Source organism: Cytobacillus oceanisediminis, assembly GCF_022811925.1.
In the GTDB taxonomy this organism is placed as follows: Bacteria; Bacillota; Bacilli; order Bacillales; family Cytobacillaceae; genus Cytobacillus; species Cytobacillus oceanisediminis_D.
The window spans coordinates 2442893-2456240 of record NZ_CP065511.1 but is presented as its reverse complement, the minus strand read 5'-3'; the positions used below and the strand labels follow the sequence as shown (position 1 = coordinate 2456240).

The window sequence follows — 13348 nt, the reverse complement described above, 5'->3', positions numbered from 1 at the left end:
TAGTTTCTCCTTTTTAGAGACAAGCAGACAAACCAATTATAAGAGGCTTACATAAAATATAGAAAACAATATCAGGAGGTGAGTGCATTGAACTTATTTGATTTTTTAAACCAGAATTATTACATGCTGGTTCCGGCTTTGTGGGTAATTGGGTATGCATTGAAACAGACACCAAAAGTCCCTGATTGGTCCATCGTATGGATTCTTGTGATCATTTCGGTTTCCGCAGGCAGCCTTGCATTTGGGTTTTCTATTGAAGGGCTCCTTAACGGAATTGTTGCGGCAGGTGTTGCAGTGCTCGGACATCAAATGATGAAACAGACAATAGAAGGTGCATACAGCAATAAAAAGAAATAGGTTATATCAAAAAAAGTTCATCCCACTTGGGCTGAACTTTTTATTTACTCTATTATTTTAAGCCGGCCAGGACTTTTTCAATATCTTCGGCTGTCATTTCCTGTGCTTTTGCAAAACTGTATACATGATTCGATGCCCAGTAATCATAAAGCCTGGCAAGATCATTTCGGTCATATACTTTATTGGCAAATGTGCTGAAAAAATAAACAATCAGGACATTCACGACATTTGGCGGCAGCTGTTTTCTGCTTGCAAGCGTACCCAAAGCGATTTTTTCCAATCCTCTAATATTGCCGCCTGTTAAATGTTCAACCATTTCAAGCGGGGAAGCAATTTCACACTTTTGCACAAAATCAGGGTCATTTAATAAATTTAACATAGGTCTCTCCCCTCTACTAACTTCTATTTATACACATTTGGAGGAGATCCATAAACCCTTTTGGGTATTTTGTATCGAAAATGATATAAATAGCTGAGATTTGTTAAATAAATGTCACTTGCCTTTAGTTTAACCGCGAATGAATCCTCCCTCGGAATGAATCACCTGCCCTGTTATCCACTTTGAATCTTCACTTGCCAGAAATGCTGCCAGATTAGCTGCGTCTTCAGGCTGGCCGATTCTGCCGGCTGGAAATTTAGGCGAAAGGTGATTTCTTATCTCCTCATTCATCCATGTAGAGTCGGTGGGACCAGGATTAATCGCATTGACGGTTATTCCTAAATGAGCAATTTCTGTTGACAGAGATCTGGTAAATGCCGTTATGGCTGCTTTAGTAGAAGCATATGCCAATTCACCGGGCATTGGTCCCAGCTCTTGTCCGGAAGTCATATTAATGATTCGTCCGTAAGGCAACTTCCAATCCGGAAATCTTTTGGAGAATTCTGTACAAAGAAGAAATACGGCTCTCATATTAACCGCATAGTGTGCGTCAAGAGTTATTGCGTTAAGATTAAGATAACCATCTCTAGTTGAATGTGCTGCATTATTAACGAGGACCATCGGCTTTCCAACTGTAAAGGCAACGGATCCCAGCACCTTTTCTGCTGATTGAACATCCGATAAGTCTGCTTCAAGACCTTTGCATGCAACCCCGCTTGCCGATATTTCCTTGCTGAATTCTCTTTCCCAATGGGGTTCAGCATCCCAATAAGTAAAAAAAATATTAAAACTTCGGCTGGCTAGCTTTCGGCAAATAGCAGCACCAATACCTTTATGGCTGCTGACGCCTGTAACAATTGCGGTTTTATTCTGTTGATCCATTCAGCGTTCCCTCCATTTTGGGCCTGCTGCGACTAGCCTGGAGATAAAGATTCCAATAAAAAGGCAGATACACAACAAGGTATCTGCCATTCATGGTTTGAGTTTCCACAGCAGGCATTCCTTGTTTCATCATTTATAAGAATAGACAAACCTCTCCCTATATTAAGAGATGCTGTTCTATTTAAGCTTTAAATGATTACAAGTTCTGCCAAATAATAGAATCTCAATTCCCCTTCCGTATATCTCCTATTTTGAGCATATCTGCAAGACCAGGAAAAAGCAACAAATTTTTCAGATTGCTCTGTTAGTTTTCGTCAGTGCTCAGCCAGACATTAAAGGGAACGATAATGTTATTTTGTTTCCCTGTGCAGGGTGTGTTTTTTTAGTTTTGGAGAGTATTTCATTAATTCAATTCTATCAGGATTATTTCGTTTATTTTTGGTTGTAATATAGTTGCGATCCCCTGTTTCTGTGCATGCCAAAGTAATTTTCACTCTCATTTCACTTCCTCCATCATATTAGAATTAAAAGCTGGCAGCCGGTCTGCCAGCATGCACCAGTCTGAACTCATTTCTTTATCGGTTAGTAAGCAGCCATCCAGACTTGATGCAATCTCTTCTTGTTTCATACCCATGCCAATGAATACAAGTTCTGTCATTCTGTCTCCAAAATCCTTATCCCATCTATCAAGCAGTTCTGGTTCATCCTTTAAAATTTTGTTTCTTTCCACCTCTGGAAGGGCTGCAATCCATTCCCCAGCACCTTGCAGTGTTATGGATGGTCCTGCCTGGGACAGGAGACCGGCCATGTCATGGCGGGAAGCAAGCCAGAAAAAGCCTTTGGCTCTCACAATATCTGCAGGAAAACCCTCAAGCCACTGCATAAATCTTTCTGGATGGAAAGGCCTTTTTCTTCTATATAAAAAGGAGGAAATTCCATATTCCTCAGTTTCGGGTGTATGTTCTTCATTCAGCTCTTTGATCCATCCTGCTCCCTGGCTCGACGTTTCAAAATCAAACAGACGAGTATCAAGGATTTCTTCCGGTTCAACCTCTGAATTTACGGCTTTAATAATTTTTGCCTCAGGGTTTAACTTTTCTAATACGGCCTTAAGTTCATCAGCACTTTCCGAATCAACCAGATCCAGTTTGTTCAGCACCAGGACATTCGCGAACTCAATCTGGTCTATTAATAGGTCAACAACCTCCCGGGCGTCGTATTCATCTGTGCCCTGTTTGCGGTCCAGCAGAGTTTCTCCTGATGCAAAGTCATGCCAAAAACGATTTGCATCTACAACTGTTACCATTGTGTCAAGCGTGCATCTTTCCGAAAGATTAACTCCTAAACTTTCATCCATATAAGTAAAAGTCTGGGCAACCGGAATAGGTTCTGAGATGCCTGAGGATTCAATCAGGATATATTCGATATCCCCTTCGTTAATCAGCCTTTCCACTTCTATCATTAAGTCTTCTCTCAAAGTACAGCAGATGCATCCATTTTGAAGCTCAACGAGTTTTTCATCGGTCCTTGAAAAACCGCCTTTTTTTACCATGGATGCGTCAATATTGACTTCACTCATATCATTTACAATCACTGCAATTTTCTTATTGCCGCGATTATTTAAAATGTGGTTCAGCAGAGTGGTCTTTCCTGAACCTAAATAGCCGCTCAGTACAGTGACGGGTATCTTCTTTTTCATAGATTTCTCTCCTTTTCAGCGTAAATAGTATCCATTCCGATTTACAGTTGATTAGTACTCCCTCTTCGGGATTAGCTACATACAGTATTAACTCGAGAATATTGAGGAGTTTTTATCAAATCGTAATTGTTACGATTTAAATCATATTAAAATTTTCTTTCGATTGCAAGGGTAAACTTTATATTTTTTTACCCTTCGATTCTCCTATCCTTTCAAAATGCTCATAATCCCATTTACATTTTCATAAAATTAATATAGAGTATAAAACGAAATCATTACGATTTTTAAATACAGGAGGATACTTATGAACCGAGTTTTTCGCAGCCATATCATTGATATAACGGGCATAATTTTGATAGCCATTCTGGTATATTTCATATCTTTCAGCTCTGGCTTAGGTTTATCTTTTGATATTCCCCCTTCTCTGTTAAATCTGAATGTTATCTTTATCAGCATCCTAATAGAAGCGTTGCCTTTTGTCCTGATAGGTGTGCTGATTGCAGGGTTTATCCAAATTTTCATTACAGAAGACCATATAAAAAGGTGGATTCCGAAAAATAGAACGGCTGCTGTTGTCATGAGCTGTGTGGCAGGCGCCCTTTTTCCAGCGTGTGAATGCGGTATTGTCCCCATCATCCGCCGGCTTATGTCTAAGGGTGTTCCAGTATATGCAGCGATTGGTTTTATGCTGACTGGCCCCCTGATTAATCCCATCGTCATTGCTTCTACATACATGGCTTTTGGAAACGATTTTGAAATGGCGGGCTTACGAATGGGACTGGGATTCCTAATTGCCATAATAGTTGCCTTTAGCGTGAGCATCATCTTTAAGTCCGGGCAATTGAAGGAAAGTATTCACTTACCCCACAGCAGCGAAAAAAATCGTTCCTTCCTGGACAGGATTTGGTCGATGCTGACCCATTCAATCGATGAATTTTTTGACATGGCCAAATATTTAATTATTGGTGCTTTATTAGCTTCCATTGTACAAGTCTATATGCCGGCAAAAACATTTCTGCAAAGTGCCGATAATCCGGTAGTATCCTTGCTTATCATGATGGGCTTCGCCTATGTTTTGTCACTATGCTCCGAGGCCGACGCTTTTATTGGTGCTTCATTCAGCAGCATATTTCCTAAGTCTTCCGTACTGGGGTTTTTGATCTTCGGGCCGATGATCGATTTTAAAAATACAATTATGATGCTTAGTGTGTTTAGGATGAAGTTTGTTCTTGGGGTATTAGCGCTGACTGCTTCCGTTGTCTTTTTCACGCTGCTTCTTTTACAGAATTTCATTTAGGAGGATTACTATGAAAATCCATTTTCAGCAGACATTAAGGGCGCTGATTCTACTGGCTTTTTGCGGACTGATTTTTCAGCTTCACTATACAGGCGACATAACCAAATATATTAATCCGAAATATGTCCGGTTAAGTCAATCCGCTTCCATTCTGTTTTTATTTTTATTTTTTATTCAGATTACCAGGATATGGAGTTCCAAAAGAGAAAAAGAGGGTCACGAACACCATCACGGTAAGGACTGCTGCCACCATGATGATCATAGCTGTTCTCATCATCATGATCATGGAGATACACCGTTTACAGGTAAAAAGCTGCTGTCATATTCTATTATATTATTTCCGCTATTAACAGGATTCTTCTTGCCTGCAAAGACGCTTGATGCTTCCATTGCTGAAAAGAAAGGCGGGCTGGCCATACTTGGTAATCAAAATAAAGAGGAGAATGTTTCGTCGGACTCTGAGGAAATAGAAGATCAATCAGAAATTAACCTTGAGAATTATTCGCTTGAAGAAGAGCTGGAAGAAGTCGAGGAGCTGGAGCATGACCTATCTGTAAATGAAGAGGTACAGGAAATATCCAATGAAGAATTTGAGCAATTAAAAAAGGACCTGTATTCGGCTCCTGCTATTAAGATGGATGATAAAGTTTTTAGCTTATATTATGAGGAAATCAGTAAGGATATTGATAAATTCGTAGGCAGGGAAATTGAATTTCAGGGATTTATTTATAAAGAAGAAGGACTGGCTTCCAATCAGCTTGTCATTTCGAGGTTTTTGATTACGCATTGTGTGGCAGATGCAAGTATGATTGGCTTTCTTTCAGAAATGGAGGAAGCTCCGGAACTCTATGATAATATGTGGGTCAAAGTTAGCGGAGTCATAGACAAGGCAGCCTATAATGGGACAGAGCTTCCACTGATTAAAATTAAAGAATGGAAAGAAATTGAGGAGCCGTTTATTCCATATCTGTATCCATTAACCATTAGAATCTTATAGAAAAAATAAAAGGGACTCAGCCGAGTCCCTTTTATAATTTAAATCTCGAAACAACTTCCTGCAACTCTTCAGCAAGTTTTGCAAGTGATCCTGCTGATGATGATACTTCTTCCATTGTGGCGAGCTGTTCTTCTGTTGCGGCTGAAGTTTCCTGTGAAGCTGCTGCATTTTTTTCTGAGATGTCCTGCACGTTTGTCATGACTTCATTGATCTGGCTGGTTAAGGCAGTCAGTTCCTCCACTGAGGATGAAACTTCCTCGACTTTATATGTTACATCACCCATTGAATGGGCAATTTCTGCAAAAGCAGCACTTGCTTCCATCGTATCTTCGAGCCCCTCTTTAACCTGTTCATTCCCTTTCTCCATTGCCTGAACGGCCTGCTTTGTTTCTTCCTGAACAAGTCCAATCATTTGCTGAATCTGAACAGCAGATTGTTTGGAACCCTCTGCCAGTTTGCGGACTTCATCGGCTACAACCGAAAAGCCCCTGCCATGCTCACCTGCCCTTGCAGCTTCAATGGCTGCATTGAGGGCAAGCAAATTGGTCTGCTCGGCGATAGTGGTGATCAGTTCCACGATATTGCTGATTTCTTTTGATCGGGATTCGAGCGTATTAATATACTGTGTGGCATTGCCTACTGAAGTATTTATTTCATTCATCTGCCTTACAACATTTTCGACTGATTTAGTGCCTTTTTCAGTTAAGAAATCAGTTTTTTCTGCTGCTTCAAGCATCAGCTGGCTGCTTGAAGAAATCTGCTGCATTCCCGAAGCAATCTCCTCTATTGAAGAAGATACTTCTCTAAAGCGGTAAAGCTGCTGTTCAGTGCCAAGGGCATTTTTTTGCGAAATAGCTGCAACCTGTTCAGAAGCCAAAGAATTTTCCTCTGCACTCGCAGCGAGTTCCTCACTGCTTGATGCAACTTGTTCTGAAGTGCTTCTTACCTGGGTGACCACAGACCTTAAGTCTTTTACCATCTTATTTAAGGATAAAATAAACGCTCCTATTTCATCCCTGTTTTTCACTTTAATGGAGCCATGGCTTAAATCTCCTCCAGCCACCTTGTCTATCGTAGCTGCAGCCAGATTTATCGGCCTTGAAATCATTCTGCTTATAAAATAAGCGATCGCCATCGCAGCCAGAATAGCTGCAAACGTAATAATTAAAGTAATGACCTGGGCAGATTTTACGCTGGATACTGTTTCATTTATCCCAGCATCTAATTGGGTTTCATAAAATTTTACAAGTTCATCCGCTTTTTTGTTAAAATCCTGGCTGACCTGTTTATCGGAGGTTTCAACTAATGACATATATGCATTATTATCTTCCAGCTTAAACTTAATTTCTTTATCAATAATGCTCTGGTAGCGATCATGAAGCACTTTCAGCTCTTTCGCCAATTCCTTCTCTTCATTATTGCTGGTTAATTTATTCAGTTCATTGATATGATGTTCCATTCTCTTGCGGGAACTTTCATAGTTACTGAGATATGTAGAGTCGCCTGTCAGGAGGTAGCCGCGTATTCCCCCTGCTTCATTCATAAGCTCTGCCTTCAATGTTTTTACAAGCATCACTTCGGAGACATTTTCATCTATTAAGCTTTGATAATTTCGGTTAACATTACCGAGTTCATAATTAGATAAACCGGCGACAAGACCAAATAATAATAGGACAGACAAAAACCCGAGGAACAGTTTTTTTGCCACAGATAATTTCATGACTTTTCCTCATTTCCAAATAAGATAGGATATTCTACTTATAATTTAACATGAACACGCCTGGTAAGTCAGGAACTTTTTACCTATCAGTTCATATATTTACAGAAAATTCTCCTCCTTTCGCACATAATAACAAAGAAAATGCCGCTAATCCGGCTGGCAGATTAGCGGCGACTATGCAGACCAAAGATCCTTAGGGAGGAGATCTTCTATATTATTGTATTAAAAGGGACTGAAAAGGTGTGGACAAACCCCTCCGCTATTTGCTTATTTTTCAACCAATTTTTCTCCACTGTTTAAAATGTTTTAAAAACATGTCAGGCACCTATACCGGAAACATGGTACAGGTGCCTGCTGCCATTATACTGCTTTCTTCAGTAATCCTTCATATTTTTTTGCCGTTCTGATTTCGATCGTTAAAACACCATTTCCAAAGTTTGCTTTTACAAGAAGTGGGATGCCTGTAGTATTTTCAAATCTGAAGTCTTTGCCTCCATAGGACACGGTTGCATCCCTTCCCTTAGGGACATAGCCCACCGTCACGGAATGGTGGTGTTTTTCGACATAGCTGACCCCGACTTTATCGACGGCATTGAAAAGTGTGGAGGATGTTTGGCAAATACCGCCGCCAATGCCCATCACGAGCTTGCCATTAATGGCTTCTTCTGCAGGCTGATATCCATGAGCTTCATCACTGGGACCCACAGTTGTATTAAAAGAAAAATGATCTCCGACACCTAGAATAATATTATTGATGGCTTCTGCAGAGAGTTCAATATTTTTTGTCCTGCCTGCCACACCGCTGTTAAAATGGGTTGTATATGACGCGACGACCACTTCACCCAGATAGGGTACATCTGCAGGGTCATACCCGCTTTCAGATACATAGAGCGGCAGTTCGACATCGCCTCCGCTTACAGACGAATCAATAATCTTCTGCACCAAATCACTTTCTTCAAGGATGATTTCAGGCTGCCCCTTGATAATTTCCCCATCCGGACCTAATTTATCAAGGGTCATTCTTTGATCATACCCTTGCTTTGCATCCGTGCCCCGTGCTATTTCTTTAGCCCATTGGGCAAGTTCTGCCTTATATTTTTCATCTTCAGCTCCAAAGCCCATCTCAGCAGGGCTGAAGGTTTTAAGAACAGCTTTTGTATTGGGGTCGATGACATTAACCACAACCGGTTTTACTTCTTCCTTCTTTTCTTCCTCCTTGGCCTGCTCCTCTGCCTTCGCCTCCTCTTTGGCCTTTTCTTCTTCTTCTTTAGCTTTTTCTTCCGCTAGCTTTTTCTCCAGCTTATTATCGCCGGCAGCTTTCCCTGAACACCCGGCTAATCCTATGAAACAGACAATCAACAAAAGTGATATTCCCCATTTTCGCTTACTCATTTTTCCCCCAGCTTTTTTAATTATTTGCTTCTTCTTTCTATTTAGGAAGCTGTTTCCATTTTCTAATTGTATTCACCGGCGAAATGAGGTATTCCTGCCTTGCCGCAAGTTAAGTTGTACCTTTTTACCTATTTTAAAAACGCCTGCGGATTGCAGACGTTTTATCAATTGTTATAATCCTCCGCAGCCAGACGGATTTTCCTGTTCTTTTTCATCAGAATTAACTTCACTTTTCGAAACAGATTCTAAACCATAGCCTGTTGAACTGATTTCAAGCACTACTTCGGCCGGTTCTCCTGTTGATTTTTCATTTTCATCTTTGTCCCACTTCATGCTAAAACCTCACTCTTTCTTACTTAACCTTTTATCCCATGAAGCCATTCACTATAACATTCTTTGCAGAGGATTTCTTCCCGTTCAGTATCTGCCATATCAAACGAAATCAAATGCATTTGTTTGTCTGTGATTTCTTCCGTACAATAAAAACACGTTTCTCTCATGAATAATCCTCCCTATTTGTAAGTGTTTTTATTTTGGGATCAGTGGTGATTTTTTATTCGTGAAAAGTGCCAGGCACCTATACCAGTCAGTAAAAGCGGTATAGGTGCCTGGCACCATTTATGAGAAGTTAGCTGCAGCCGGATCTTCGGTTTTGGCAGCTTTTCTTGGCTTTTCTTCAAAAATTGGGCTTGATGCAGGCTTTGTGATGAGGGAGATTCCAACTAATGATAAGGTCGAGATGATCATGGCAATCGCCCCTGTATCAAGTGCCGGAACATAAATCTCTTTTACTTTCAGAATGTATAGTCCAAGGCTGGAGATGAACCCTAAAGCAGATGAACAAATAGCAGCAGTCTTGGTGGCGCGCTTCCACAATAGTCCGATGCTTAATACAGGCAGCAATGATGCTGAGAAGATTCCCCATGATGCATTGCCCAGCCAGCCAACGAGATCAGGCGGATTTAGTGAAAGCAGGAATGTGACAGCAATAATCGCAAGAGTGAACCATCTGGATAGCGCCAATTCCTTTTTCTCCGGCAATTTTTCCCCTTTCTTAATGATCTGCTGGTAGATGTCCCTTACAATCGATGAACTTGCGACGAGAAGAAATGCTTCGCTGGTCGACATGATCGCTGCCATGACAGCTGCAAATATGATCCCCGCGACAACCGGCGGGAAAAAGTTTTCGATAAACATTGGCGCCACCATATCAGGTGTTGCTGGTGCTGCCATTTCTCCGCGATTTACCATTACTCTTGTATAAAGGCCGACAAACCACAATAAAGCTGTTATTGCGTAAGTGGATGCCGCAATAATACAAGCCCACTTAAGCATGGAAATTTTTCTGATCATGTAGAATTTGGTTACAACATGCGGCTGTCCCTGATGGCCGATTACATAAATAAAGAAATAAGAAATGAATGCAAAAATTCCGATTGGCCCTGTAGTATGGAAAGCCTGCACCATATCAGGATTAATAGCTGTCAGCTCTGCATTCATTTGGGACATGCCGCCAACCATTCTCATCCCGCCAATAAATACGATTAAAGCACCAGCAATCATAACAATCATTTGAATAAAATCGGTCCAGACGGCACTGATCATTCCTCCGCCCACCACGTATACGGTTAATATGGCCACTCCTATAAATAAAGCAAGCTTATAATCAACGCCTAGGACCGTTTCAAGCATATTGCCCAATGCTTTATATTGAGCCATTTGGTAGCCAATCGCACCGCCAAGAATGGCGAGCGCAGTGATAGCCCGCACTGTTTTGCTGTTATAGCGGATCTCCAATAAATCCGGAATAGTTAAAGCACCAAATTTTTGTGTAATTCTCCTCATCGGCTTTGCCAATATCAAGAAGCTTACAAAGATCCCAGCAGTAGCAAAAATTCCGATCATAAAAATGGCATATCCATGCTCATATACAAGCCCGGTCAATCCGATAAATCCGTATCCAGACATTGTTGTTGAGGATACAGCCAAAGCGACAAGCCAGGGGCCAAATCTCCGTCCCCCAGTATAAAAGGTGTCCATGTCTTTTTGATGCTTCATAGATAATAATCCTATAATGAGTATAACAAGAAGATAGATAATTCCAATTGCCAATATCATATATTATCCCCCTCTTCCTCTGCATGCTTAAATGCCAATACTCCCCATATCCCTGCGGCTGCCAATGACAGCGGCCAAAAACCAAATAACATAAAAGTCATTAAAGGTGATAATCCAAACAAAACCATTCCTCCTATTCTTTTATCTATTGATCAATAAATTTAGGATCCCTTTTTTGAATAAATGCCCCGACACCTTCTTTAACATCCTCAGTTTGAAATACCTGGCCAAAATATTCAGCCTCGGTGATTAGTGCATTTTCAAGCTTTTGTTCATAACCTTTATCGATCGACCGTTTGGCAAAAGTAAGTGCCGGCAATGAATGAGCGCTGATTGAATAAGCAAGGTCCAAAGCCACTCCAAGTGATTCTCCTCTTGGAGCAATCCGGTTAATTAAACCTATCCGCCAGGCTTCCTGTGCAGATAGCGGCTCACCAGTAAAAATCATCTCTTTTGCTTTTGATTTACCAACAAGCCGTGAGAGCCGCTGAGTTCCTCCTGCACCTGGAAATAAGCCGAGCTTTATTTCAGGCAGCCCAATTTTTATGTGCTCCTCTGCTATCCGGATGTCACAGATTAAAGCCAGTTCACAGCCGCCGCCCAAAGCAAACCCATTGATCGCAGCAATCGTTGGCTGGGGCAGTCTTTCAAGTTTATTTAGTGGTTCCTGCAGCCAAAGAGACTTTTCTTTTGCCAATTCAATCCCTTTTCCCATCCAATCCGGAAAGCCTTTAATGTCCCCGCCGGCGACAAAAGCCCTTTCTCCAGCCCCTGTTATGATAACAGCCTTAACAGTGGAATCGCTTTCAATTTCATCTGCAGCAATTGACAATAACTCAATCACTTCTGCACTCAGAACGTTTAATGGCGGATTAGCAATCTTAATAACGGCAATATTATTTTGAACTGACCAGGAAACTGCTTTTGTTTTTTCCAAGCCTATACCTCCTTCATGAGCTATATTGTTCTCTGAGCATGAACTTTTGAACTTTACCGGATGGTGTGCGGGGCAGATTCTCTGTAAAGATGACTTTTCTCGGTTTTTTATAGCTTGCAAGATACTTTTGGCAGTGGGCGATGACCTCTTCTTCTGTAAGCGTACAGCCTTCCTTTCTGACTATGACTGCACAAACTGCTTCAATATATTTCGGATCAGGAAGGCCGATAATAGATACTTCTTTCACTCCATCGAGGCGGTACAGAATATCTTCAATTTCAGCAGCGTACACATTTTCTCCGCCGCTTCGGATCATATCTTTTTTCCTTCCAGCAATGGATAAGTATCCTTCCTCATCCAGCACCCCTAAATCACCTGTTCTGCACCATCCACCTGTAAACGTTTCTTTGGTAGCTTCCGGCTTTCGCCAATAGCCAGCTGACACTGCAGGACTTTTGATCAAAATCTCTCCAATTTCCCCAGGAGGGAGAGGCCTTCTATTTTGATCAATAATCTTAATTTCAGTCAATGGCAATGGCTTCCCGACTGTCTCTCCCTTTTTCCAGGCATCTTCTGGATCCAGACAGACCGCAATCGGCGTCCCTTCTGTAAGTCCATAAACCTGAACCACCCCGATATGAGGAAAATTCTCTTTTAATTTTTCAAGAGCCCAAGGCATAAGAGGGTCTCCGCCTGTATAAATTGTTTTTAAATGTGTAAATTTAAAATCTGAAAGTGAAGACAGGTTAAGCATTTCATAAATCATAAACGGAAAGAGAAAACAGTCAGTGACTGATACCTTTTCAATCACTGCCAGGATCCTGCTTATTTCAAAGCCTTTGCTCCCGGTAATCACTACGGTACCGCCCATCATTAAAATAGGAAGTGCGATATCTTCCATGGCTCCCACATGATAGAGCGGTCCTGTTGTCATTCCGATTTCCTTCCCATTAAAATTCCATTTAAGCGCCTGCATGGCAGAAAACCAATAAGTGGTTTCGTGTGTCCATATGGCTCCTTTCGGTCTCCCGGTAGTCCCAGACGTATACATTAGCATAACGGGATCGCTTAACCGAATGGAGTCTGTATTAATTTCGTCTTCGTCGCCACCCTCCAGTAGACTCCAGCTTTGAGACCATTTAGGCATTGATTCCTCCCTATCCGCTAAACAAATATACCTTTTCACTCCAACACGTTTGCGAATGGCTTCTAGCTGGGGAGTCAGCTTTGAATGAAAACATAGGATTTTTGTGCCTGAATCATTTAAGGCATACTCAAATTCAGTGCTGGTCAGACGGAAGTTTAGACGAACAGCGATAGCGCCGATTTTAGCAGCTGCAAAATACAGCGCGAAATACTCAAGACAGTTATAAAGCAAGATCCCTACACGATCGCCTTTTTTGACACCAAGTTCCTGAAGCTTATTTGCATAAGAGTTTGAAGTCCGATGAAGGCAGTCGTATGTCCATTCCCTCCCTGTTTCTTCTTTAATAGCTACTTTGACAGGTTTATCACTATTGAAATCAAGTGCCATTTTCCGTGTAAAATATCCGAGATCCAAGATATCCTC

Annotated in this window: 15 protein-coding genes; 3 read left to right on the top strand and 12 right to left on the bottom strand. The window is 41.3% G+C overall.

The features are described 5' to 3' along the window. The first annotated feature begins 78 nt into the window (after positions 1–78). Positions 79–357, top strand: a complete 279-nt coding sequence (locus IRB79_RS12445; RefSeq protein WP_345798935.1) for a phage holin family protein — start codon at positions 79–81, stop codon at positions 355–357. A gap of 52 nt (positions 358–409) precedes the next feature. Here IRB79_RS12445 and IRB79_RS12440 read toward each other — a convergent pair whose 3' ends face one another. The 4 genes from IRB79_RS12440 to IRB79_RS12425 form a co-directional block, all read right to left on the bottom strand. Continuing rightward, a complete protein-coding gene (locus IRB79_RS12440; protein ID WP_243508741.1) occupies positions 410–736 on the bottom strand; it encodes a hypothetical protein in 327 nt (108 codons plus the stop codon). 129 nt (positions 737–865) lie between these two features. Further along, entirely contained in the window at positions 866–1618 is a 753-nt protein-coding gene (locus IRB79_RS12435; protein ID WP_243508739.1) for an SDR family oxidoreductase, read from the bottom strand. A 350-nt stretch (positions 1619–1968) separates the two neighbouring features. Further along, positions 1969–2118, bottom strand: coding sequence for a 50S ribosomal protein L33 (gene rpmG, locus IRB79_RS12430; RefSeq protein ID WP_113883922.1), 150 nt, complete (start codon positions 2116–2118; stop codon positions 1969–1971). Then, positions 2115–3317 (bottom strand): GTP-binding protein, encoded by a 1203-nt coding sequence (locus IRB79_RS12425; protein WP_243508737.1) that lies wholly within the window; start codon positions 3315–3317, stop codon positions 2115–2117. The genes rpmG and IRB79_RS12425 overlap by 4 nt, the downstream gene beginning before the upstream one ends. Before the next feature lie 304 nt (positions 3318–3621). On the opposite strand from IRB79_RS12425, the gene IRB79_RS12420 reads away from it, so the two are divergent. Together IRB79_RS12420 and IRB79_RS12415 are read left to right on the top strand one after the other, a co-directional pair. After that, the gene (locus IRB79_RS12420; protein WP_243508735.1) at positions 3622–4614 is read left to right on the top strand and encodes a permease; all 993 of its coding nucleotides are present in this window, start codon (positions 3622–3624) and stop codon (positions 4612–4614) included. 10 nt (positions 4615–4624) lie between these two features. Next, positions 4625–5611, top strand: a complete 987-nt coding sequence (locus IRB79_RS12415; RefSeq protein ID WP_243508734.1) for a TIGR03943 family putative permease subunit — start codon at positions 4625–4627, stop codon at positions 5609–5611. A 31-nt stretch (positions 5612–5642) separates the two neighbouring features. Here the strand turns inward: IRB79_RS12415 and IRB79_RS12410 are convergent, their stop codons facing one another. The 8 genes from IRB79_RS12410 to IRB79_RS12380 all read right to left on the bottom strand — a co-directional run bounded on the left by IRB79_RS12410 (position 5643) and on the right by IRB79_RS12380 (position 13339). Next, a complete protein-coding gene (locus IRB79_RS12410; RefSeq protein ID WP_243508732.1) occupies positions 5643–7331 on the bottom strand; it encodes a methyl-accepting chemotaxis protein in 1689 nt (562 codons plus the stop codon). Between the two features lie 360 nt (positions 7332–7691). Beyond that, positions 7692–8723 (bottom strand): VanW family protein, encoded by a 1032-nt coding sequence (locus IRB79_RS12405; RefSeq protein WP_243508729.1) that lies wholly within the window; start codon positions 8721–8723, stop codon positions 7692–7694. Positions 8724–8894: 171 nt separating this feature from the next. Beyond that, positions 8895–9056, bottom strand: coding sequence for a hypothetical protein (locus tag IRB79_RS12400; protein WP_243508727.1), 162 nt, complete (start codon positions 9054–9056; stop codon positions 8895–8897). A gap of 23 nt (positions 9057–9079) precedes the next feature. Then, positions 9080–9223 carry a hypothetical protein gene (locus IRB79_RS12395; RefSeq protein ID WP_243508725.1) on the bottom strand — a complete coding sequence of 48 codons (144 nt, stop codon included), beginning with the start codon at positions 9221–9223 and terminating at the stop codon, positions 9080–9082. Positions 9224–9341: 118 nt separating this feature from the next. After that, the gene (locus tag IRB79_RS12390) at positions 9342–10841 is read right to left on the bottom strand and encodes a sodium/proline symporter (RefSeq protein WP_243508724.1); all 1500 of its coding nucleotides are present in this window, start codon (positions 10839–10841) and stop codon (positions 9342–9344) included. After that, positions 10838–10963, bottom strand: coding sequence for a hypothetical protein (locus tag IRB79_RS28035; protein ID WP_279401060.1), 126 nt, complete (start codon positions 10961–10963; stop codon positions 10838–10840). Before IRB79_RS28035 ends, IRB79_RS12390 begins: the two co-directional genes overlap by 4 nt. 23 nt (positions 10964–10986) lie before the next feature. Continuing rightward, on the bottom strand, positions 10987–11778 hold the full coding sequence (locus tag IRB79_RS12385; RefSeq protein ID WP_243508723.1) for an enoyl-CoA hydratase: 792 nt from the start codon (positions 11776–11778) through the stop codon (positions 10987–10989). A gap of 13 nt (positions 11779–11791) precedes the next feature. After that, positions 11792–13339, bottom strand: coding sequence for a class I adenylate-forming enzyme family protein (locus IRB79_RS12380; RefSeq protein ID WP_243508721.1), 1548 nt, complete (start codon positions 13337–13339; stop codon positions 11792–11794). Between the last annotated feature and the right edge of the window lie 9 nt (positions 13340–13348).

Bases quoted from the DNA above. Each gene is read 5' to 3' on its own strand.
- IRB79_RS12440 (WP_243508741.1), bottom strand. From the start codon at position 736: ATGTTAAATTTATTAAATGACCCTGATTTTGTGCAAAAGTGTGAAATT.
- IRB79_RS12435 (WP_243508739.1), bottom strand. From the start codon at position 1,618: ATGGATCAACAGAATAAAACCGCAATTGTTACAGGCGTCAGCAGCCAT.
- rpmG (WP_113883922.1), bottom strand. From the start codon at position 2,118: ATGAGAGTGAAAATTACTTTGGCATGCACAGAAACAGGGGATCGCAAC.
- IRB79_RS12425 (WP_243508737.1), bottom strand. From the start codon at position 3,317: ATGAAAAAGAAGATACCCGTCACTGTACTGAGCGGCTATTTAGGTTCA.
- IRB79_RS12420 (WP_243508735.1), top strand. From the start codon at position 3,622: ATGAACCGAGTTTTTCGCAGCCATATCATTGATATAACGGGCATAATT.
- IRB79_RS12415 (WP_243508734.1), top strand. From the start codon at position 4,625: ATGAAAATCCATTTTCAGCAGACATTAAGGGCGCTGATTCTACTGGCT.
- IRB79_RS12410 (WP_243508732.1), bottom strand. From the start codon at position 7,331: ATGAAATTATCTGTGGCAAAAAAACTGTTCCTCGGGTTTTTGTCTGTC.
- IRB79_RS12405 (WP_243508729.1), bottom strand. From the start codon at position 8,723: ATGAGTAAGCGAAAATGGGGAATATCACTTTTGTTGATTGTCTGTTTC.
- IRB79_RS12400 (WP_243508727.1), bottom strand. From the start codon at position 9,056: ATGAAGTGGGACAAAGATGAAAATGAAAAATCAACAGGAGAACCGGCC.
- IRB79_RS12395 (WP_243508725.1), bottom strand. From the start codon at position 9,223: ATGAGAGAAACGTGTTTTTATTGTACGGAAGAAATCACAGACAAACAA.
- IRB79_RS12390 (WP_243508724.1), bottom strand. From the start codon at position 10,841: ATGATATTGGCAATTGGAATTATCTATCTTCTTGTTATACTCATTATA.